Source organism: Parasedimentitalea psychrophila, assembly GCF_030285785.1.
Classification (GTDB): Bacteria; Pseudomonadota; Alphaproteobacteria; order Rhodobacterales; family Rhodobacteraceae; genus Parasedimentitalea; species Parasedimentitalea psychrophila.
In genome coordinates, this window is record NZ_CP127247.1 from 424751 (window position 1) to 445386 (window position 20636).

Sequence of the window (20636 nt, forward strand, 5' to 3'; positions counted from 1 at the left end):
ACCATGTGCTGACAATTGTCAAAATCTATGCTCTAACGCATAAAACACACACGTGAAAAAGGGTATATTGGCCATGGTCCTTAACAGATGGGATGACAAAGAGGCAAAGATTTTCGTGGACGCTGCAGGGAGTGACCCGGCAGACCGCGAACTGGCGCTGCGGGTATACACATCGCAGATCATCGGCCGGGATTCCAACCTGGTGCTGCATGGCGGCGGCAACACCTCTTGCAAATTGAAACGCAAAGATATTTTCGGCAACGAGATGGATGTGCTGCACGTCAAAGGCAGCGGCTGGGATCTTGGGGTTATCAAGGCCGCCGGCCTGCCCGGCGTACGCCTGAACCCACTGCTGGAACTGCGCCAGCTTGATGCGCTGAGCGACGAGGACATGGTCAACCTGCAACGGGCCAATCTGATTGATTCCACCTCGCCGAACCCCTCGGTCGAGACCCTGCTGCACGCCTTCCTGCCGCACACCTACGTTGACCACACCCATGCCACTGCAATGCTGTCACTGGCCGATCTGCCAAATGTTCAGGATGTTGTAGCCGAGATTTTCGGCGACCGGTTGGTCTGCGTTCCCTTCATCATGCCGGGCTTTGAATTGGCCAAGGTTGCCGCCGAGGTCTATGACGCCAACCCGAATGTCGAAGGTCTGATCCTGATCAACCACGGCCATTTCGCCTTTGGCGACACCGCCAGGGAATCATACGACCGGCTGATCGAACACACCAATATGGTCGAGGCCTGGCTGGAAAAAACCAGCGGTTCGGTACCAAAAACGGCCCAAGGCCAGTCCGAGGAAATGTCGGCAAATGCCGCCGACATTCTGCCGATGCTGCGCGGCATCATTGGCGATGCAAACGCCCGCTTTACCGGGGATCGCGACGTTGCCATGCCGGTGATGAATATGCGCAACGGCGACAATGTGCAGGAGTTTTTTGCCCGCGACGATCTTGCCGCCCTGTCCCGCCGCGGCGTTGCCACCCCGGATCACGTCATCCGCACCAAAAATTACCCGCTGCATCTAACGGCCGAAATCCTTGCCGGCGGACGCGAGACCATTGCCCAGGCGGTCGAGGATTTCATCGCCGAATACACCGCCTATTTTGACACCAACGCCGCCCGCTTTGGTGGTGCCAAGACCATGTTGATGCCAACCCCCAATCTGGCCTGGATCGAGGGCATCGGCGCCGTCGGTATTTCGGCCAATGCCAAGGCAGCAGCCGCCGCATCAGATCTGGCAGCGCAGAACATCACCGCTATGACCAACGGCGAGGCTTGCGGCGGCTTCCAGCCGGTGGATGCAGCCAAACTGTTCGATATGGAATACTGGTCGCTTGAGCAGGCCAAACTCGGCAAAGGAAAACCACCGGCACTGCAGGGCCGTGTGGTGATGATCACCGGCGGCGGTGGCGCGATCGGTCTGGCCACGGCGCAGGAATTCGCCGCCCTCGGAGCCAATGTGTTCCTGGTCGACTTGGAGGCCACAGCGCTTGACGCGGCGCTAGCCGATCTCGGCAGCAATCATGGCGGCCTTGCACTGGACATCACCGAAGCCGATGCCGCCACGCGCGCCATGCAGGCCTGCATCCAGACATTTGGTGGGTTGGACATCCTGGTGTCCAACGCCGGCGCCGCGTGGACCGGCGAAATTGCCGGGCTGGATGACGCGATTTTGCGCAAAAGCTTTGAGCTGAACTTCTTTGCCCATCAGGCCTTTGCCAAAGCCGCCGCAGGCGTGTTCGCGGCCCAGGGACGCGGCGGGCAAATCCTGATCAACGTGTCGAAACAGGCGGTTAATCCCGGCAAGGGGTTCGGGGCTTATGGCATCCCAAAAGCCGCAACATTCTTCCTGCTGCGGCAACTGGCACTGGAACTGGGGCCACAGGGGGTGCGGGTCAATGGCATCAACGCCGACCGTATCCGATCAGGCCTGCTCGACCCAGCTTTTGTCACCGAGCGCGCCAAGGCAAGGGGCATCGATGAGGAGGCCTATATGGCCGGCAACTTGCTGCGCCGCGAAGTCGAGGCCGCGCATGTCGGAAAGGCATTTGTGGCTTTGGCGCAGAGCGAACGCACAACGGCCCATGTCATGACCGTAGACGGCGGCAATATCGAAGCGGCACTTCGCTAGCCGCCTGGCGGTTGAAGACACCGGTACTGCAGGACAAAAAGCCCGAACACCGCCCGTGAAAACCCGGGCGGTGTTTTCGATTGATGAAAGCCCGCACTGTAACTGGAGCGGCTATCTCCTGCTGCCAGCCTCAGTCGCGCGGCATCAAAATTGGTACTGTCAGACCAATTCGACCCGGCCCCTTCTCGTGGTTTGCTAACAAACCACTGTCCGGAAGTGGCTGGGAGTTCTCAGCGCGGTTGTTCAGACTGTTACAGAATTTGACCTAGAAACGCGATGGTGCGCGGGTCTTTGGCAGCGTCAAAAAACGTGGCCGGCGGCCCGTGCTCTACGATTACGCCCCGGTCCGTAAAATAGATATGATCCGCAACTTCACGGGCAAACCCCATTTCGTGGGTCACCAGAATACAGGTCATTCCGTCTTCGGCCAGATCCCTTATTGTTTGCAAGACCTCGTTGACAGTTTCCGGATCCAGCGCCGCCGTCACTTCGTCAAACAGCATCACATCCGGGTTCATCGCCAGCGAACGCGCAATAGCGACACGCTGCTGCTGCCCGCCCGAAAGCTCTCCTGGATAGCTGTCTTCTTTACCCTCAAGGCGAACTTTCTTGATCAGCCCACGCGCCAGCCTTTCCACATCTTCCTTTTTGTCTTTAAGCACCAAAAGCGGCGCCATCATTATATTCTCGATGGCTGTCTTGTGCGGGAACAGATTGTATTGCTGAAACACCATGCCTACTTTCTTACGCAGCTCCAGCTTGTCCAGATCCGGATCGTTCACTTCCTGACCTTCGACCAGAATGGAGCCGCTCTGAAAGTTATTAAGCGCGTTAACACAGCGAATAAGCGTGGATTTTCCGGACCCTGATGGGCCGATGATACAAATCACCTCGCCCTTCATGATGTCCATTGACACACCCTTCAGAACCTCAAGGGATCCAAAAGATTTATGCAGATCCTTGATCGAGACCATCGGGTCTGTGTCAGTCCATACCATATTGGTAATCCTTCAGGTTTTTACGGCAAATTTCTTTTCGAGACGTACTGTCAGCCGTGCAATCGGATAGCAGTAGACAAAGAAAAGAAACAAAACGAATGAATAGAACGGGATCAGCAGATCACTGCGCCCACCTTCGGCTGCCAGTGCCTGACCGGTCAGGGTCATCACCTCGGACACTCCGACAATCGAGGCCAGAACAGTGGCCATTGTCAGGATCGAATAGAGGTTCATCCAGGGCGGCAACATGCGTTTCACACATTGCGGCAGGATGATCCGCCACAGCACCTGAGTGCGCGAGAACGCCAGGCTCTCTGCCGCTTCCCATTGGCCGCTGGGGAGCGAGACAATAGCGCCGCGGACAATTTCGGACACGTTGGCCATGACCGGCAGTGCCAGTCCGAACATTGCCTTAAGCCAGTCCGGTAACGGGATCGTCAGGCCAAAAATCTTCAACTCAAACGGCAATAGGAACATGGCAAAGAACAACAAAACCAGCCACGGCGCGTTGCGGAAAAACTGGGTTGTGATCCAGGCTAATTTTCGCACCACAGGGTTCAGCGAAATCTGCCCAAGCCCAAGAGCCGCCCCTGCAAGGGTGCCAAGGGCCATCGCGCTGATGGATATGACGATATTAAAAATAAACCCCTTCAACAAAAGCGGCATCCATTGCACCAGAATGTCCCATATTGAAGCCCGGCCCGGGTCAGTGGCTGCAAACGCCGCCGGAATCGATGCGGCAATGCAGACAACGATCAATACAAGCCCGTGCCAAGGCCGTAACTGAAACCGATCATCGGGCCGTGGTTTTGGGGTCAACATCATGACTGGCATGATTTTGGGCGTTTGATTGTTCATTGTCATGCCCCCTAGGCCCCGAAACCAGGGAGTTTCAGCTTCCGCTCCCAGCTGTTCATTCCCCATACAAGGACACCAACAAGGCCAAAATAGACTAGCAGCAAAAAGAACATCATTTCGGTTACGTTGACATTATCGGACCAGATTTGATTGGCCTCGTAAAGCATCTCGGGGACGGCAATCGCATAGGCCAGAGTGGTGGTTTTCACCAAATTTACCAGATTATTATTCAGCGCAGGCAGCGCCACCCGGATGGCCAGCGGCATCGTGATATGGGTATAGATTGTCAGGCGCGAGAACCCCAGTGCCTCGGCAGCCTCGATGGTTGATCGAGGCACGGCTTCAATCCCGGATCGGAAAATCTCTACGTTGAAAGCGCCGGCAAAAAACGACAGCGAAATCGCGGCCCAGGCAAACCCGCCCAGAATGGGCTGTTGTCCGCCATAGCCGTTCGACACGGTTGGTAGCAAAGAACTGATGGCAAAATAGAAAAAATACAATTGTACCAAAGGCGGCGTATTGCGGAACAGCTGAATATAGCCGTTCATAATGCGGCGGGTCCATTTAAATGGTGAATTTTGCAGCCACGCGCCGATGATCCCAATGATGATCGAGAAAAACAGGCAGACCAACGACAATTTGATGGTCATGAAAAAACCAAAAAACATCCGGTCCCGGTCGTAACTATCGTAAAGGAAAGGCAGGTTTATTCCGGTGGTTTCATAAAGAACTCTGAACCAGTCATAAAATGCTTCCATGTGATCTCCTTCCCTCTGCCCAACTGACGCAGGCTCGCCCGCCTAAAGTCGACTAAAGTTGGCGGCGGAAACGCAGGAATCCCGCCGCCAAAAGGTTTGGCACCTATTTGTATTTGGCGTTCATATCCATGGCAAACGGCGTGTTGGCGACGCCCCATTCGGTTTCCAGTTCAAGGATACGGCCAGATTTGTGCCAACCGATGATCATCTCAGACATCAGTTCGTGGAACCGTGTTTCACCAAGTGCAACGGCCAGTCCCCAAGGGGCGTCGTCGATGGTTGGCAGCGGCATTTCGTAGTCGGCCCACTCGGCCTGCTCCAGCGTCGCCACGTGGGATGAATCATCATAGACGAATGCCACACAATTGCCGGCCTTCAGAGCCGCATACACTTCTGCCGTACCTTTGAATGCGACGATCGTGGCGCCAAAATCACGCCCGGTCTTTTTGTTGTAGAACGCACCCTGAATGCCGCAAACAGGTTTGCCACGCAGGTCTTCCCATTCTGTGAACCCAAAGCTTTTGGGGGTCATGATGTTGGTGCCCGAAGAATAGTAATTCGGATCAACAATCGACACCACTTTGCGCCGGTCCGGTTTGTCCGTCATGGTGGCGATCAAAAGATCAACTTTGCCCTGCTGCAGGAACTGCATGCGGTTAGAGCTGACGACCGGCACAAATTCGATGCTGACACCCAGCTTGTCAGCCACATCCTGAGCCAGATCAGGCTCGATGCCGATGATCGCACCCGACGTGTCGCGATAGCCGTATGGTTTATAGTCGGCTTTGACGGCCACGCGCAAAGTGCCGCGCGCCTTGATATCATCAAGGACATCAGCCTGTGCAGGCAGGGCCGCAAAGACAAGCGCGCTCAGAGCCGCGGTCATCGCCATTCTCTTTGTCATAACCTTGAACATAGTCTTCTCCAGTAAGGGCCACACATATAGTCTGAATGTCTGGTGGCGATTTTGAACATCCGCTAAGGTTGCTCGTTTCAGGCGTGAATAGATGGTATTTTCAGGGTTTCTGACCGGGTTGCACGGGGTCTCGACACTGGCGATTGACACTGGCAATTGACACTGGCGATTTTGCCACCCTGTATTGTGCGGCACGCTGTAATTTTCGGAATGAGGACCCCGCCTTGGCACTCGTCGGCTCGGGCATTGCTCCTGGCGGCTGTTCCGCCTGCAGATCTAACCTGCAAGCCTCGCCAAAACCGTTGCCAATGCCGCCCCCCCGTGCTGTCGGGAACACAAATAGGGTCGAATAATGTGACATATGAAATAAGTGCCCCCCCCCAAGAATTCTTGCTTTAAAAATGTAGCGGATACCATTTTTTGTCAAAGTATATTTCATATGGTACGATATTCCCGTTGCGAACGAACCAAAAAAGTACGAAGTACGACTATTGCGACAAGGTGGACCCGTCAGGCATGTTAAAAATTGATCAGAAACTGACCAAGGCGCTCTCGAATCTACCAAAAAAACTTGGCCGGGCAGCGCGATATGCGCTCGACAACCCTGACCGGATTGCCTTTGATTCCATGCGCACAGTGGCAACGGCCTGCGATGTGGCATCGCCAACGATGTTGCGCCTAGCCCGGGCGTTGGATTATGAAAACTACGAGGCGTTTCGTTATGAGTTCCAGCAAAGATTTGTAACCCAAGGGCTCGGCAATCGCGCTGTTGCTTTGCGCAGCGGCGCCGGGTCGCAAAAAGAAGACCAGCTGCCCAAAAACATTGCCCAGGCAGCAACGCAGAATATTGCGCTGACGCTCAAGCAGATGGATCTGTCAGCCGTCGAGGCGTTTACCAAAAGTGTTCAAGACTCGGAACGGACGATAATTCTTGGGTCAGGGTCCATGCACTGGATGGCCGCCCTGATGGAAACAACCGGCCAAATGGCCATCCCCGGTCTGCGGACGGATCATTCCGGCAGTGCAACAATGGTTGAAACCATCGCATCTATAACAGAACGCGATACGGCGCTGGTTCTGGCCTATGCACCTTACGCCAAAGAAACGGTCGTGGCCGCAGCCTATGCAAGCGATAAGAACGCTAAGGTATTTGCCATAACGGACAAGCTCAGTTCGCCTTTGGTTGAATACGCGGATCATGTGTTTATCGCCCCAACAGAAAGCCCGCATTATTACCCGTCGGTCATTTCCACGGTCCTGATGATAGAAGTCCTATTGTCAGCCACTGTTGCAGCATCAGATGCGCTTGATCGGATTAAGCAGACTGAACTTGTTCGCAACACGAGCGGCGCATATTTTTAACGACAGCCAATCCTGCTCGTTGTCAGGCTCGCCCTCATAGGGGGCTGTCAGATGGATGCGAACCAGTCTCTGTAAGGACAGTAGCGCTATCCCTTATGGCGCATAAATCTTGCGCGGCGACGAACAACGGGCCGAACCAATTCCACCAGAAACGGGCCGTCTGGTGACTGATAGCAATCCCTCGCTCCCGCAACAGGTCTGAGACATTTGGGAGGGAAAGTGGCAACCGAAATTGCATCATCACGGCAAGCCGGATGATTTAGGGGCTGCTCTGGCGGGTCCGAAGGAAAAACCGTTTTTGACCTGGATGTCTGATCTGCAGCCAGAGATAGTCAGGTGCCGCCGCGCAACATGGCCGATCAAGGTTAGTCAGCCGCGCGAACCGCGGCAATATGGCCAGCAAATCCTGGGCCCATCATCAATGCCCTGCACCGTCCAAACCGGTTGATGGCATAGACCCAAAAGTCCTCGGCCGGATTGCCGTCCGCATGCTGAATCAATCCCCACAGGGTCCACAACAAATCGCACATGGCCTTATAGATCACCATCCGTCCAACTTGTGCCGCCGACGGGGCCGCGCCAAAATAGGCCGTCAGCATTTCGATATCCTGCGCGTCTGTCAGTCCCGCCTCGACCGACAGATCACCCAGATCCCACAGCGGGTCATTCATGCCGGAATACTCGTAATCAACGATCCACATGCGCGTACCATCGTCCAGAAAGTTTTCGCACAGCGGATCACAATGACTGGGAACCAGAGTGCCCGGCCTATCCGCCAGCAGCTGTTTGATCGGGGCGGACTCGGCAACAACAACCTCGTATCCATCAGGTAATTCGATCTGTTTTTGGGACAGGATCCCGAGGTAGTCATCAATCATTGCAAACAGTTCGAACCGGAATTTGAAGGGGGTCGGAGACTGGTGCAATTGCTGCAACGCCAGCCCTGCCCGTGCCGCAGATCCGGTGCGGCTGTGAAACAATGCAGGAGTCATCGTCTCAATGCCCTCAATGCAATCGCTGATCATGACACCGGTATTGCTGTCGGCCCACAATACTCTGGCGGCGATGCCAGTCTTTGCGGCAACTTTGGTATTATGGATCTCAACCGCCCGGTCTATGTAGGCCTCGGTGCCCTGTCCGGGAATACGTACAATCACGCTTTGGCCTTCAAATTCGACCCGGTAGACCAGATTGGTCAACCCACCCAACCGCTGTATTGTGCAAGTTTGAGGGGTGGCAGCCTCAAACGCCTGCAATTTGCGCAGGGCCTTCAACACGGGTGCGGTGTTTTCATCTGCCATAATCCAGTACTCCTGTGTTGGTCATGCTTTTAGTCGGCTATTTGAAGGGTCATAGATCGGGCCATCAACCCGGCGTATGGGGTATCGATCCCCAAACACTTCCAGTTCAAAATCTTCGTCCTCTGCCATAGCTGACGGAAGATAGCCAAAAATGATAGTCTGCCCAGCCGTGTGGCCATATCCGGCGCTACAAGCCAGCGAAACCATTTCGCCAGATTTAAGAATGGTTTCGCCGCCCGTTACCGGCAGCGGTCCATTATGGACAAAGGTGCACAGCCGTTGTTCCGTGCCATTCGTTTTCTGCTCCTCAAGCACGGCCCGCCCACAAAAGTTTCCTTTGCTTTTGAGATGCACCCGAAACCCCAAACCGGCCTCAATCGGCGAATAATCGGGGGTGATATCAGCGCTCCAGTACAGATACCCCTTTTCCAGGCGCAGCGAGTCAATTGCCCGGTAACCAATGTCGCGAATGCCCTCAGCCTGGCCAGCCTGCCACAGGCAATCATAGACATGCAGCGCAAATTCCGTCGGAACATGCAACTCCCACCCCAATTCACCAACATAGCCAATGCGGATCGCCTGCAGTGTCGCGGCTCCGACGATGATGCCCTGTGATGTGCCAAAGGGGAAAACCGCGTTTGAAACATCGGTCTCGCATACCTTCTGCAACACGTCGCGGGCTTTGGGGCCACAGATATTGATCACCGCCTTGGCAGAGGTCACATCAATCAAGTGTACCGAGCCATCTTTGGGCAGGGCCCGGTTGATCCAGTCGCTGTCATGCACGCCAAACCCGGATCCGGTCACAATGTAGAACCGGTCCTTGCCTGTCCGGGTGATGGTGACATCAGCCTCAATCCCGCCGCGCTCATTGCACAGCTGGGTATAGATGACGCTGCCGATGGGTCGGTCCATGTTGGAGACAGCTATCTGTTGCATCGCAGCCAGCGCCCCTGCCCCAATCAACTCGAATTTGGCGAAACTGGATTGGTCAATCAGCACCACCCCTTCGCGGACCGCCCGGTGTTCCTCGGCAGCGTATCTCTTCCATCCTGGATTGATAAGGGCCAGTTGATCCACCGGCTCCACCCCTTCAGGGGCAAACCACAAGGGCCGTTCCCAACCATTTTTTGACCCGTAAACCGCACCATGCTGTTTCAGCCGCTGATACAATGGGCTGAGCCGAAGATTGCGGGCGGTTTCCGCCTCTTGGCCTGGATAGCGCATTTTGTAGTGGTGGGCGTAATGCTCGACTGCGCGGGGGTACATAAATGCCTTTGTAGCGTGGTGCGGGCTGAACCGGCGCACATCCAGTGGCCACAAATCCAGACTGGGACTGCCATCCACGATCCATTCGGCGATCATTTCCCCTGCCCCACCACCAGCAGCAATACCGTATAGAAAACCAGTGGACAGCATCAGGTTACTCAGGTTCGGAGCCCAGCCCATGACAAAATCGCCATCGGCGGAATAGGGGATTGGGCCGTTAATGACCGTGCGGATGCCAACCTCATTGATCACCGGAGTTACCAGAGCCGCCAATTCCGCAAGCGGCGCAAACCGGTCCAGATTGTCCGGCAGCAACTGACGCACAAACTCTCCGGGAATGCCCTGATCCCCAAATGGCAATGTGCCTTCCTCATAGCCACCAATCACCAATCGACCACCCACGTCGGGCTTGTAATAGACCAACCGTTCAGGGTCGCGCAGCGTCGGCAGCCCCTTGACCAGTTCAGGGTTCGGCAATGGCTCAGTGACGATATATTGGTGTTCGACAGCACAGGCCGGAACGGTAACGCCCAGTTTTGCCGCCAGTTCACGGCTCCACATGCCGGCTGCCAGAACCACAACTTCTGCTTCATAATCGCCATCCGAAGTCATCACCTTGGTGATGCGGCCATTGGTGATTTCAAAATCCGTGACCTTGACGCCCTGGCGGATCTGCGCGCCATATTTACGCGCACCTGCTGCAATGGCCTGACACAGGCCTGCCGGATCCACATGGCCGTCAGATGGAATAAAGGCTGCCCCCTCCAACCCGCTGGCGTTGATATAGGGGAAAAGCTCCTTGGCTTCGGCAGGGCTGATAATCTCCATTTCCAGATCAAAACTACGCGCCATTGTCGTCAGCCGTTGCGCCTCCAGCAGACGTTCTTTGGTTGCGGCCAAGCGCAGGCTGCCGACTTTCTTCCAGTCGAACGCCATGCCGGTCTCTGCTTCCAACTGATCATACATAGCGACGGATCGTTTTAGCATGCGTGTCGTGTTGCGCGACGACCGCAACTGCCCAACCAATCCGGCGGCATGCCATGTCGCACCCTCGGTCAGAGACGACTTTTCCAAAAGGACAACGTCTTTTTCACCCGATTTTGCAAGGTGATAGGCGATCGAGCAGCCAATTATTCCACCGCCAATGATAAGATGTTTTACCGCGTGTATTGTCATGTCCAACCAGGCCTCTCACACTTCTGCCTTTGTCAGCTAACCTCCAGCTTCAACAAAAATCAACATTAATTTGGCTTTTTGTTGTTTAATCGCCTTGAGCGGCCCGCCAAACTGTCATAATTTGGCCGCCGCAGCAGCAAGACAAGTCTGATATGTCAAAACACGAACAGAAAATCCTCAACACCGTTAATTTGCGTGGCACAGTCACCGTTACCGAACTGGCGCAGATTCTCGATGTCACAGATCAGACGGTGCGCCGGATTGTCATCCCCTTGGTCGAACGCGGCGACATAAAAAAGGTACATGGCGCGCTGGTCAGCACCCAGAACGTGATGGATCCACCATTTCTGGCGCGCATGAACAAGAACCGGGCCGCAAAAGTAGCCATCGCCAACTGCATTGCCGACCTGGTGGCTGATGGGTCTTCGCTTGCCATCGATACCGGGTCAACATCTGGGTTTGTGAGTCAGGCGTTGCGTCGAAAACAAAACCTGACCATCGTCACCAACTCGGCCTTCATCGCCAGCACCCTATCAATGATCGAGGGCAACCGGGTCTTTATGGCAGGCACCCAATTGCGGACCCATGACGGCGCGGCATTTGACCGGGCGGCATTTGACGTCATCGCCAGTTCCTCGGTTGACTATGCCATTTTATCGGCATCTCAAGTTCACCCCACGCTTGGGTTTATGGCCTACGATCAATGTGAGGTAGATATCGCCCGGGCGATGATCGACATTGCCGGGCGAACCATTATGGCGGTGGATAGATCCAAGTTTATCAGCGATGGAGACAAACCGTCGCTTCGCTTGCCCAAGCTGGAACCAGATGATCTGATCATTTGCGACCAGAAACCCGGTTCGGCATTTTCAGATCTGACCAGCGACCACCAACTGGTGATCGCCAAGCCTGCCTCGCCACGCTCCGCGTGATTTTTAGCCAAAAACGCGCTGTCACTGCTCTGCTCACCGGGTGTCCAGCGTCACTACATTATTGCCGGTCAGCGCTTTACCCGTTCCATTTTTGGATCATACAGCGGCCCGAGCTGAACCGTGCAGGGCACCCGTTTGGTCGCAACTTCCAGCTCATAAGACCCGGCCCGTATAAAGTCGGCATTGATCACTTCATTTGAGCGCACATAGCCATAGCCGATCGACTTATTGACCGTGTAGCCAAATCCGCCGCTGGACAGCCAGCCAACCCGTTTGCCATCGCGGTAAATGGTTTCACGGCCCGACAACACCACATCAGGATCGGTGGTAAAGCAGGCAAGTATCTTCTTCACCCCGTTGTCGCGCTGCGCTTCCGCCGCTTTGCGACCTTTGAAGTCGATGTTCTTCTTCAGCTTAACCGCCCAAGCAAGCCCGGCCTCGGCCGGGGTGTGATCCGAACCAATATCCGACCCCCAGGCCCGGTAGCCTTTTTCCAGACGCATGCTTTCGATGGCTCGATATCCAGCATCTCTCAGTCCAAATTCAGCGCCGGCCTCGGTCAAAGCGTCATAGACGGTTGTGGCATATTCCACCGGCAGATGCAGTTCCCAGCCCAACTCGCCCACATAGGTGACACGCAGAGCATTGACCGGGCATCCTGCGATACCAATTGTCTTGGCAGTGCCAAATTTGAACGCTTCGTTAGAGACGTCACTGTTGGTCACCGTCGCAAGGATATCGCGCGCTTTGGGGCCCATCAGCGACAACACCGAATAGGCCGAGGTCACGTCAACCAGTTGTGCATTCATGCCTTTGGGAATGTTGCGCGAAATCCAGTCAAAGTCATGCGTCGCATAGCCGGTGCCGGTGACAATATAATACTCGTCTCTGGCCACACGCACAGCGGTCAGGTCACACTCGATACCGCCCCGATCGTTCAGCATCTGAGTGTATATCAACGATCCAACCGGTTTTTTCACGTCATTGGCAGCAATCCAGCTCAGTGCGGCCTCGGCGTCTGGGCCTTTGAGGGTAAATTTGGCAAACGAAGTCTGGTCAAACAAGACAGCTGCCTCGCGCCCAGCTTTATGTTCTTCTCCAACAGTGTCGAACCAATTCTGACGGCCAAAGCTATAGATGTCTTTGGCTTCCATACCCTCTGTTGCAAACCAGTTGGGACGCTCCCAACCCAGTTTCTCACCAAAGCAAGCACCCTTGTCTTTCAGCGTGTCATACAACGGTGACTTGCGGCACGGACGGCCCGAGCTGTTCTCTTCGAACGGCCAGGCCATGGTGTAGTGCTTGCCGTAAGCCTCGACTGTCCGGGTCCGCACCCAATCGGTGTCAAAATGCGGCCGACCAAAGCGGCGAATGTCAGCCGACCACAAATCAAACGGCGGCTCGCCATTTTTCACCCACTCGGCCAGCGCCATGCCGGCGCCACCACCGGCAGCGATGCCAAAAGCATTAAAGCCAGCGCCAACAAAGAAGTTCTTCAACTCGGGCGCTTCGCCAATGATAAAGTTACCATCCGGGGTAAAGCTTTCGGGGCCATTGGTCAGCGTCCTGATACCAGCAGTTTCAAGCGCCGGAACACGCCCTAGTGCCAGTTCCATCAGCGGTTCAAAATGATCATAGTTGCTGTCCAACAATGAATAATGGAACCCCTTTGGAATGCCCTTCGTGGCCCAGGGGATTGGATTTGCCTCATAGCCCCCCATGACCAGACCGCCAACTTCCTCTTTGTAATAAGTCAGCCGATCAGGGTCGCGCAGGGTCGGAAGATCGGATGTTATGCCGTCGATCCGTTCGGTGACCATATACTGGTGCTCCATCGGCACCAACGGCACGTTGACGCCAACAGTAGCCGCAAATTCGCGCGTCCACTGGCCGCCACACAGAATGACCTTTTCACACTCGATAAAGCCCTTTTCGGTCATCACACCCTTGATGACACCATCGTCCATCACAACCTTGGTGACCTTGGTGTCTTCCAAAATGGTGGCTCCTGCCATCCGGGCGCCTTTGGCCAAGGACAGGGTAATATCCGACGGATTGGCCTGACCGTCCGTGGGCATGTAGGCCGCGCCAATCACATCATCGATGTTCATCAGCGGCCAAAGCTCCTTCGCCTCGGACGGGGTTAAAAGCTCCATTTCGAGACCAAAGGAATGCGCCGTGGTGGCCTGACGCTTAACCTCGGTCCAGCGTTCTTCGTTGCAGGCCAGACGCAGCCCGCCGTTCATTTTCCAGCCCGTTGCCTGACCGGTTTCCTCTTCCAGCTTTTTGTAAAGATCAACGGAATATCCCAACAACTGGGTGATATTTGCGTTTGATCGCAGCTGACCAACCAGCCCCGCCGCGTGAAAGGTGGTGCCCGATGTCAGTTTCTTGCGTTCCAGCAGAACCACGTCGGTCCAGCCAAGTTTTGCTAGGTGGTAGGCCGTAGAGCAGCCCACGATTCCGCCGCCGATGATGACCGCTTTTGCGCTGGTTGGGAAGGAGCTCATAGTATTCCTCACGTATTTTGGAAGTCAGAAAGGGCCGCTTGGAAACGCATCAGATTTTTGTCTGTGTACTGCGCGTAATCAAAGTCGATTTCAGAGTGGATTTCGGAAACCATGCTCCACATCGTCTCTCGTAGCAGAGACGCGCATTTCATGGCGTGGTATTGGTGGGCCAGCTGGGGTGTCAGCGGCGCCTCAAAATAGCTTTCCAGCATTGCGCATTCTTGCGCCTGGCTAAGTTCATTGTTGGACGCCAGTCCCGCCAGATCAAACAGCGGCGAGTTAAAGCCGCCGTATTCCCAGTCCAGCAGCCACAACCTGTCGCCATCCTCAAGGAAATTTGCCGCCAGCAGGTCGTTATGGCCAAGCACCAGCTGAACCGGACCAACGTCCTGTTCCAACTGGCGGGCGGTGCGCAATAGAGCGTCAAGTTTGGCCACATACGGCGATCCGCCATCCCGCAGCGTCGCCGCATAGTCGCGCAGAACATGGAACACCCAAAACGTCAGGATCGGGCCACGCACTTGCTGCATTGCATCGGTGTGGCATCGTTTGATGAGCGGAATGATGCGGGCCAGCATGTCATCCTGACGCACGGAGGCCTCATCCAGCGGAGTGCCATTAATGAACTCCAGCACCAGAATACCCGGTTCTGCGTGAACAATGGCCGGAGCCACCCCAATGGCCTGCGCAGCACTATGCACAGCATGTTCGTTGAACCGCATGATCTGGTGCAGCGGAATGTCCTGCCCAACACGCACAACATAGCGTTTGCCCTGATCCACCAGTGACACGTTAAAGTTTGTGATCCCGCCCCCCAACAGGGCCACCTGTTGCGGAGCCTGCCAGAGCGGCAGAGCCGCGGCGCGATCCAGAGCTGCTTTTGCGGCGACATTCATTCTGTCAATCCCAACCTTTGTTTTGCCCGCTTGGCCGAGGCGGAGAGGATGCGATCGGCAATGATGGCGATAAAGGCCACCGAAAGGCCCGCAACGATGCCCAGCCCTGAATCGGCCTTGGTCAGCGCGATGTAGACTTGTTGGCCAAGATCGCGTGTCCCGACCAGTGCAGTGATGACCAGCATAGACAGCGCCAGCATGATGGTCTGGTTCAGGCCAAGCAGCAGTTCAGGCAGCGCCATCGGCAATTTGATCCGCCACAACAGCTGGCGCGGTGTGCAGCCTGACACCAGCCCTGCCTCGATCAACTGTGGATCAACATTGCGGATGCCATGCGCCGCATAACGTACAGCCGGTGCCAGTGCATAAAGCACCACCGCGATCATTGCCGAAAAATCTCCGACCCGAAACAACATCACCACCGGGATCAAATAAACAAAACTGGGCAGCGTTTGCAGCGTGTCGATCAGCGAATTCACAACTCGGTTTGCCCGGTCGTTCTGCGCCGCCAAGATCCCCATTGGGATACCAATGGCCGAGGCCACCAAGACCGACACCCCGCACAGGTACACTGTCACCATTGCTTTGTCCCACAGCCCGCTGGCCGCGATAAATGCAGTGAACAGGCCGGTCATGATGGACAGGCCAAGCCCACCCACGCGCCAGCCGATCAGGGTCATGGCAAAGATGCCCCAGGCCCAGGGAATACCGGTGAAGAACCGTTTCACCGGCAACAGCAGATAGGACAGAAACGCTGTCTTAACAGCCTCAAACGTGTCAAAGTAATTGACGTTGATATAGGCCATGACATCGGACCAGAAGGTGCCTGTCGATAGGGTCGCGACGTCAGGGTAGGACTGAATTCCCGGCAGCACCTGCGCCAGTAGGAAGGTCCCAATAGCGACAACCAGGACTGTCGTTGTCCACGGATGACGCTTGGCAAGGTTCAGATCGGGGTCAACTAGGTGATCAGCAGCAACACGGGTGGCAAAGGCCTGGCTGAGCCGGTCCAGCGCAATCGCCATCACTACAATGGCAACGCCCGCTTCAATACCGCCGCCGATATCCAGTCGCCGCAGCGCCGTCAACACGTCAAAGCCAAGCCCCCCTGCCCCGATCATCGAGGCAATAATCACCATGTTCAACGTCAGCATGATGACCTGGTTCACCCCCACCATCAGCATAGGCGAGGCCGAAGGCACAATCACTTTCCACATCAGCTGATGTTTGGTGCAGCCAATCATGACACCCACATCATTGATTTCACTGGGGACGTTCCTCAGCGCCATGATCGTGACCCGCACCATGGGCGGCATGGCATAGATAATTGTCGCCACCAGCGCGGCCACCGGGCCAAAGCCAAACAAAAACAGGATTGGAACCAGATAGGCAAAGACCGGAACCGTCTGCATCAAGTCCAGAACCGGGCGAATAATCGCCTCGAACAGCGGCGAGCGATAGGCCAGAATGCCCAGCATCAGCCCCCCAATCGCCCCAATTGGCACGGCAATCAGGACCGAAGCCAATGTGACCATGGCACTGTCCCACTGGCCAAAGACCGCAAGATACAGAAAGCACCCGCCCATCAAACCTGCCAGTCTCCAGTCCCGCGCATAGTGGCCCATCGCCACCAGCGTTACGATGATAGCGATCCAGCTCAGCGATGGCGCAATCTCCACCGCCTCATTGCCCAACCCAACAGAGAACCCTTCGATCAGCAGGCTACGGGCAAAATCATAGGGGCCTTCGATCAGCGAGGCGATAAACCGGGTCAGATCGCGAAAGGAAAACAACCCCAAGCTGGCGTCTTCGACCAGCCATTGCATAAAGGCGCTGATCTTGTCTTCCAGCGGCAGGCGTGCTGCGGCGGGGTATTTGATGATCCAGCGCGCATCAAGCGCCTTATACAGATCCCACGAATACTTGGACAGCAGCCAGGTCGCGGCAAACAGGATAATCCAAAATCGCGCCGCCGGTTGGGCAAATATTTGGCGCATCCGGTTCATGACGTAGCTATCCGGCCGATCAACACATCAACGACGGCCTGACGCCCGATCGAGCCGACGACAGTGCCGTCCTCATCCAGAACCCGAAACGGCAACGCATTGGATTCAATCTGGTCCGCACAATCTTCGATGCGTTGAGTGGCCTGAAGAGAGCCTGCGGTTTCACCATCAGGGGCACCCGGTGTCATCACCGCGCCCAGCGACAGCACCTTCGAACGTGGAATGTGACGGGTGAACTCCTCGACATATTTTGTCGCCGGATTCAGGACCAGCTCTTCTGGCGTTGCAATCTGCACCACCTCCCCATCTTTCATCACTGCAATGCGGTCAGCCAGACGAATGGCCTCGTCAAAATCATGGGTGATGAAAACAATTGTCTTGTGCAACAGGTTTTGCAATCGCAGAAATTCGTCCTGCATCTCACGGCGGATCAGCGGGTCCAGCGCCGAAAACGGCTCGTCCAGGAACCACAGATCAGGTTCAACTGCCAAGGACCGTGCAATACCGACGCGCTGCTGCTGCCCGCCGGATAGCTGACGCGGATAATAAGCCTCACGTCCCTTCAGCCCAACCAGTTCGACCACTTCGCGGGCTCGGGCTTCACGCTCGGCCTTTGGCACACCTTGGATTTCCAAAGGAAAAGCTGCGTTTTGCAACACCGTCAAATGCGGCAGCAGGGCAAAATGCTGAAACACCATGCCCATCTTCTTGCGGCGGATTTCGATCAGCTCTTTGCCGGTCATTGTCAAAAGGTCTTTGCCTTCAAACAACACCTCACCGCTGGTGGGTTCAATCAACCGCGACATGCAGCGCACCAGTGTGGATTTACCAGAACCCGACAGCCCCATAATGACAAAGATTTCGCCCTGTCGAATTTGAACATTGGCGTTGCGAACGGCACCAATCAACCCATGCGATTTCAGATCATCGGCGCTTGGGTTGCCCTTGTTTTCCCTATGAACGCGATTGGCATGAGCCCCATAAATTTTCCAGACATTTCGGCAGTCCAGCAAGATAGGTTTTTCCATGTCGTCCTCGGGCACAACCAGACCGTCCCAACAAAATGCGGGTCAGGAATAGTTGAATAAATTGGGGTATTTAAGGGGAGCGGCAGGTCACCCAGCCGCTCCGGTTCGTCGACGTTATTTAGTTGGCAATCCAGCTGGACCAAGTGCCTTCGTTTGCGGCCAGCCAGGCTTCGCTCACCTCGTCAACACTGCCGCCATTCAGGTCAACCGCAGTGACCATGGCACCCATGTCATCATTGCTGATGGTAAAAGCGTTTACTGCCGCTGCAGCACCGGGCCATGTGTCGGCCAGGCCGGACCATGCGACCTTCCAGATTGGGCCAGTCGGTTTGCCACAGTCATAAGCCAGCGACGGGTTCAACCCAACCGACGGATCCGAGTAACATTCGCTGGAATACGCGGGGAATTTCACGAATTTTCCGTCGTATTTGGTGGGTGCCCAATGTGGCGCATAAACCCACAACACAATAGGTGCCTGACGTTGGTAGGCACTTTCCAGTTCAGCAAACAACGCGGCATCGGTGCCGGCATGCACAACTTCAAAATCCATTTCCAGCGCCTCGACGCGCTCGTCATCAAAGCCGCCCCAGGTTACCGGTCCGCCCAGATAGCGGCCCATTGGCGCGGTTTCAGGAGTTGAAAATTCGCGTGCACAATCATTCAGCGCCTTCCAGTCCGGCAGACCGGGGCAGGCTTCCTCCATATAGGCCGGATACCACCACTCTTCGATGGCCATCATCCCGGACTCACCCATGTTGACGACCTTGCCAGTGTCAGTGGCTTCATCCATCGCTTCGCGGCCAGTGGTTTCCCAGATCTCCATCGCAACGTGTAGATCGCCCGTTTTCAGGCCAGCAAATTGGGCGATGTAATCCGCCTGAACATATTCGACGTTATAGCCAGCCTTGGCCAGAACTTTGCCCATGATTGTCGTGGTCAGCAACTGACCCGTCCAATCATGCATCGTCAGCTTAATCGGCTGTTGCGATTCAGCCTCGGCAAGAGCGCCGCCAGCTAGGCTAAGCCCTGTGACTGCAGCCGCAAGAAAAGTGGTGATGGTACGCATTTTCAAACCCCCTGTGGTTTCATGGAGCGACCAAAGACCTATTGGCTGACCTTTCGAATCGCAGTTCCTACCCCCCACACTGGCCAAACTCCAACATTATTCAATCATTATCGACATAAATGATCAATTTTTGTGGTAATTAGAGGGTAAATGTGGTTTTTAAGGGAAAAACATAGCCAATATGTGAGACTCCCCACATGAACACCCAACCAGCCGCAGCCGTCACAGAAAAACCCAAGCGCCCAGCCACAAGTCGCGGCGCCGAGATACTAGATCTGATCACGATGTCGGGGGGCAGCATGCGCATTCACTCCATTGCCGAGGCTTTGGATGTGTCCGAAGAAACTGTGCGGCGGAACGTCCGGCGGTTATCAGAAGATGGATTTGTTCAAAAAGTACACGGCGGCGTGCTCTTAAAACATGGCTCGATTGAACTCAGCTTTACGCAACGGATGGATGAAAGCCCCCGCGCCAAGCATAGGATTGCATCCCATGTCGCCGGGCTTATTAGCAACGGCAGTTCACTGTTCCTCGACATCGGATCAACGACGGCATTCATTGCCAATGCTCTAAAAAATCACACCGAATTGCTGGTGGTGACCAATTCCGTCGCTGTGGCCCATACGTTGGCTGCTCGCAATAACAACCGTGTCTTCATGCCAGGAGGTGAATTACGCGAACATGACGGTGGCATATTTGGCGCTCAAGTGTTGGATTTTGTCGGCCAATTTCGAACTGATTTCTCAGTGCTATCTGCCGCTGCTATCAATGCAAAAAATGGTTTCATGCTGTTTGATCTCGAAGAGGCACAGTATTCGCGCGCCATCATGGCACGGTCCGGCACGACGATCATTGCTGCCGATAGTACGAAGTTTGGTCGCTCTGCACCGATTTCCATCGGTGATCCGTCAAGTGTCGACCTATTGATCACCGATGCGACACCGCCACAAGACATTGTTACAGCTGCAAAAACCTGGAAAACCGAAATTATCGTCATCGACCAAACCCATAGAGAGTGAAGTGGCCCCGTCTCGTGGTTTGTTCACTGTCCGTCGTGCAGTATCGCGGCAATGAATATTCAGTTCCGACAGCCTACGGTCACCAGGACGTCCTCCCCTGCAGACGCCAGGTCCTGCGGGTATTGGGTCTGAAATGCAGCATGGCCGATCTCGGCTTGAATGGCCTCGATGGGTGCGAGGTCTTCCCGCTCAGGACACAGCGCAGCCCCTGCTGGACGGGTCCACTGGAACCCGTAGTACAATTGGTGCTGCGTCTTCTGTTCTGCAATCGCGGGCAAATTCAGATGCTGGAAATTGCCTTTTCCAGACCTATGCGCAATAAGATCGCCCTGACCATCCCTATGCTCAGGACCCGTTAATCTGCTTGAGGCTGTCTGTTCTGCATGATTCAAGTCCCCAAA

General features: G+C 55.3%; 15 protein-coding genes and 1 pseudogene. 4 read left to right on the top strand and 12 right to left on the bottom strand.

Annotation, left to right across the window (positions count from 1 at the left end; all coding sequences use genetic code 11):
* The first annotated feature begins 73 nt into the window (after positions 1-73).
* Positions 74-2140, top strand: a complete 2067-nt coding sequence (locus QPJ95_RS02135; RefSeq protein ID WP_270920665.1) for a bifunctional aldolase/short-chain dehydrogenase — start codon at positions 74-76, stop codon at positions 2138-2140.
* Positions 2141-2391: 251 nt separating this feature from the next.
* Here the strand turns inward: QPJ95_RS02135 and QPJ95_RS02140 are convergent, their stop codons facing one another.
* The 4 genes from QPJ95_RS02140 to QPJ95_RS02155 form a co-directional block, all read right to left on the bottom strand.
* Positions 2392-3138: an amino acid ABC transporter ATP-binding protein gene (locus QPJ95_RS02140; protein ID WP_270920666.1), complete on the bottom strand. Its 747-nt coding sequence runs from the start codon at positions 3136-3138 to the stop codon at positions 2392-2394.
* A gap of 12 nt (positions 3139-3150) precedes the next feature.
* Complete coding sequence (locus QPJ95_RS02145) at positions 3151-3996, bottom strand: amino acid ABC transporter permease (RefSeq protein WP_270920667.1); 846 nt, start codon at positions 3994-3996, stop codon at positions 3151-3153.
* 11 nt (positions 3997-4007) lie between these two features.
* On the bottom strand, positions 4008-4754 hold the full coding sequence (locus QPJ95_RS02150; protein WP_270920668.1) for an amino acid ABC transporter permease: 747 nt from the start codon (positions 4752-4754) through the stop codon (positions 4008-4010).
* 103 nt (positions 4755-4857) lie between these two features.
* Positions 4858-5640 carry a transporter substrate-binding domain-containing protein gene (locus QPJ95_RS02155; protein ID WP_270920669.1) on the bottom strand — a complete coding sequence of 261 codons (783 nt, stop codon included), beginning with the start codon at positions 5638-5640 and terminating at the stop codon, positions 4858-4860.
* Positions 5641-6090: 450 nt separating this feature from the next.
* On the opposite strand from QPJ95_RS02155, the gene QPJ95_RS02160 reads away from it, so the two are divergent.
* Positions 6091-7032, top strand: a complete 942-nt coding sequence (locus QPJ95_RS02160) for a MurR/RpiR family transcriptional regulator (protein WP_270920670.1) — start codon at positions 6091-6093, stop codon at positions 7030-7032.
* Between the two features lie 115 nt (positions 7033-7147).
* Here QPJ95_RS02160 and QPJ95_RS02165 read toward each other — a convergent pair.
* The 3 genes and pseudogenes from QPJ95_RS02165 to QPJ95_RS02175 form a co-directional block, all read right to left on the bottom strand.
* Positions 7148-7291 (bottom strand): annotated as a pseudogene (locus tag QPJ95_RS02165) (IS6 family transposase); the annotation flags it as partial.
* A gap of 106 nt (positions 7292-7397) precedes the next feature.
* Positions 7398-8333, bottom strand: a complete 936-nt coding sequence (locus QPJ95_RS02170) for a choline kinase family protein (RefSeq protein WP_270920671.1) — start codon at positions 8331-8333, stop codon at positions 7398-7400.
* Positions 8334-8354: 21 nt separating this feature from the next.
* On the bottom strand, positions 8355-10778 hold the full coding sequence (locus QPJ95_RS02175) for a GcvT family protein (RefSeq protein WP_270920680.1): 2424 nt from the start codon (positions 10776-10778) through the stop codon (positions 8355-8357).
* 152 nt (positions 10779-10930) lie between these two features.
* Here QPJ95_RS02175 and QPJ95_RS02180 point away from each other — a divergent pair, with 152 nt between their 5' ends.
* On the top strand, positions 10931-11710 hold the full coding sequence (locus QPJ95_RS02180) for a DeoR/GlpR family DNA-binding transcription regulator (protein WP_270920672.1): 780 nt from the start codon (positions 10931-10933) through the stop codon (positions 11708-11710).
* A 68-nt stretch (positions 11711-11778) separates the two neighbouring features.
* Here the strand turns inward: QPJ95_RS02180 and QPJ95_RS02185 are convergent, their stop codons facing one another.
* The 5 genes from QPJ95_RS02185 to QPJ95_RS02205 form a co-directional block, all read right to left on the bottom strand.
* On the bottom strand, positions 11779-14220 hold the full coding sequence (locus tag QPJ95_RS02185; protein WP_270920673.1) for a GcvT family protein: 2442 nt from the start codon (positions 14218-14220) through the stop codon (positions 11779-11781).
* Between the two features lie 8 nt (positions 14221-14228).
* Complete coding sequence (locus tag QPJ95_RS02190) at positions 14229-15116, bottom strand: phosphotransferase (RefSeq protein ID WP_270920674.1); 888 nt, start codon at positions 15114-15116, stop codon at positions 14229-14231.
* Positions 15113-17122: an ABC transporter permease gene (locus QPJ95_RS02195; RefSeq protein ID WP_270920675.1), complete on the bottom strand. Its 2010-nt coding sequence runs from the start codon at positions 17120-17122 to the stop codon at positions 15113-15115. The genes QPJ95_RS02190 and QPJ95_RS02195 overlap by 4 nt, the downstream gene beginning before the upstream one ends.
* Complete coding sequence (locus QPJ95_RS02200; RefSeq protein WP_270920676.1) at positions 17119-18150, bottom strand: quaternary amine ABC transporter ATP-binding protein; 1032 nt, start codon at positions 18148-18150, stop codon at positions 17119-17121. Before QPJ95_RS02200 ends, QPJ95_RS02195 begins: the two co-directional genes overlap by 4 nt.
* Before the next feature lie 118 nt (positions 18151-18268).
* Positions 18269-19216 (bottom strand): ABC transporter substrate-binding protein, encoded by a 948-nt coding sequence (locus tag QPJ95_RS02205; RefSeq protein ID WP_270920677.1) that lies wholly within the window; start codon positions 19214-19216, stop codon positions 18269-18271.
* Between the two features lie 197 nt (positions 19217-19413).
* On the opposite strand from QPJ95_RS02205, the gene QPJ95_RS02210 reads away from it, so the two are divergent.
* Positions 19414-20235 carry a DeoR/GlpR family DNA-binding transcription regulator gene (locus QPJ95_RS02210; RefSeq protein ID WP_270920678.1) on the top strand — a complete coding sequence of 274 codons (822 nt, stop codon included), beginning with the start codon at positions 19414-19416 and terminating at the stop codon, positions 20233-20235.
* The last annotated feature ends 401 nt before the right edge of the window (positions 20236-20636 follow it).

What these genes read in the sequence shown, in the direction of transcription:
- QPJ95_RS02140 (WP_270920666.1), bottom strand. Translation starts at nt 3,138, where the DNA reads ATGGTATGGACTGACACAGACCCGATGGTCTCGATCAAGGATCTGCAT.
- QPJ95_RS02145 (WP_270920667.1), bottom strand. Translation starts at nt 3,996, where the DNA reads ATGAACAATCAAACGCCCAAAATCATGCCAGTCATGATGTTGACCCCA.
- QPJ95_RS02205 (WP_270920677.1), bottom strand. Translation starts at nt 19,216, where the DNA reads ATGCGTACCATCACCACTTTTCTTGCGGCTGCAGTCACAGGGCTTAGC.
- QPJ95_RS02210 (WP_270920678.1), top strand. Translation starts at nt 19,414, where the DNA reads ATGAACACCCAACCAGCCGCAGCCGTCACAGAAAAACCCAAGCGCCCA.
- QPJ95_RS02175 (WP_270920680.1), bottom strand. Translation starts at nt 10,778, where the DNA reads ATGACAATACACGCGGTAAAACATCTTATCATTGGCGGTGGAATAATT.
- QPJ95_RS02135 (WP_270920665.1), top strand. Translation starts at nt 74, where the DNA reads ATGGTCCTTAACAGATGGGATGACAAAGAGGCAAAGATTTTCGTGGAC.
- QPJ95_RS02150 (WP_270920668.1), bottom strand. Translation starts at nt 4,754, where the DNA reads ATGGAAGCATTTTATGACTGGTTCAGAGTTCTTTATGAAACCACCGGA.
- QPJ95_RS02185 (WP_270920673.1), bottom strand. Translation starts at nt 14,220, where the DNA reads ATGAGCTCCTTCCCAACCAGCGCAAAAGCGGTCATCATCGGCGGCGGA.
- QPJ95_RS02170 (WP_270920671.1), bottom strand. Translation starts at nt 8,333, where the DNA reads ATGGCAGATGAAAACACCGCACCCGTGTTGAAGGCCCTGCGCAAATTG.
- QPJ95_RS02200 (WP_270920676.1), bottom strand. Translation starts at nt 18,150, where the DNA reads ATGGAAAAACCTATCTTGCTGGACTGCCGAAATGTCTGGAAAATTTAT.
- QPJ95_RS02180 (WP_270920672.1), top strand. Translation starts at nt 10,931, where the DNA reads ATGTCAAAACACGAACAGAAAATCCTCAACACCGTTAATTTGCGTGGC.
- QPJ95_RS02190 (WP_270920674.1), bottom strand. Translation starts at nt 15,116, where the DNA reads ATGAATGTCGCCGCAAAAGCAGCTCTGGATCGCGCCGCGGCTCTGCCG.
- QPJ95_RS02155 (WP_270920669.1), bottom strand. Translation starts at nt 5,640, where the DNA reads ATGACCGCGGCTCTGAGCGCGCTTGTCTTTGCGGCCCTGCCTGCACAG.
- QPJ95_RS02195 (WP_270920675.1), bottom strand. Translation starts at nt 17,122, where the DNA reads ATGAACCGGATGCGCCAAATATTTGCCCAACCGGCGGCGCGATTTTGG.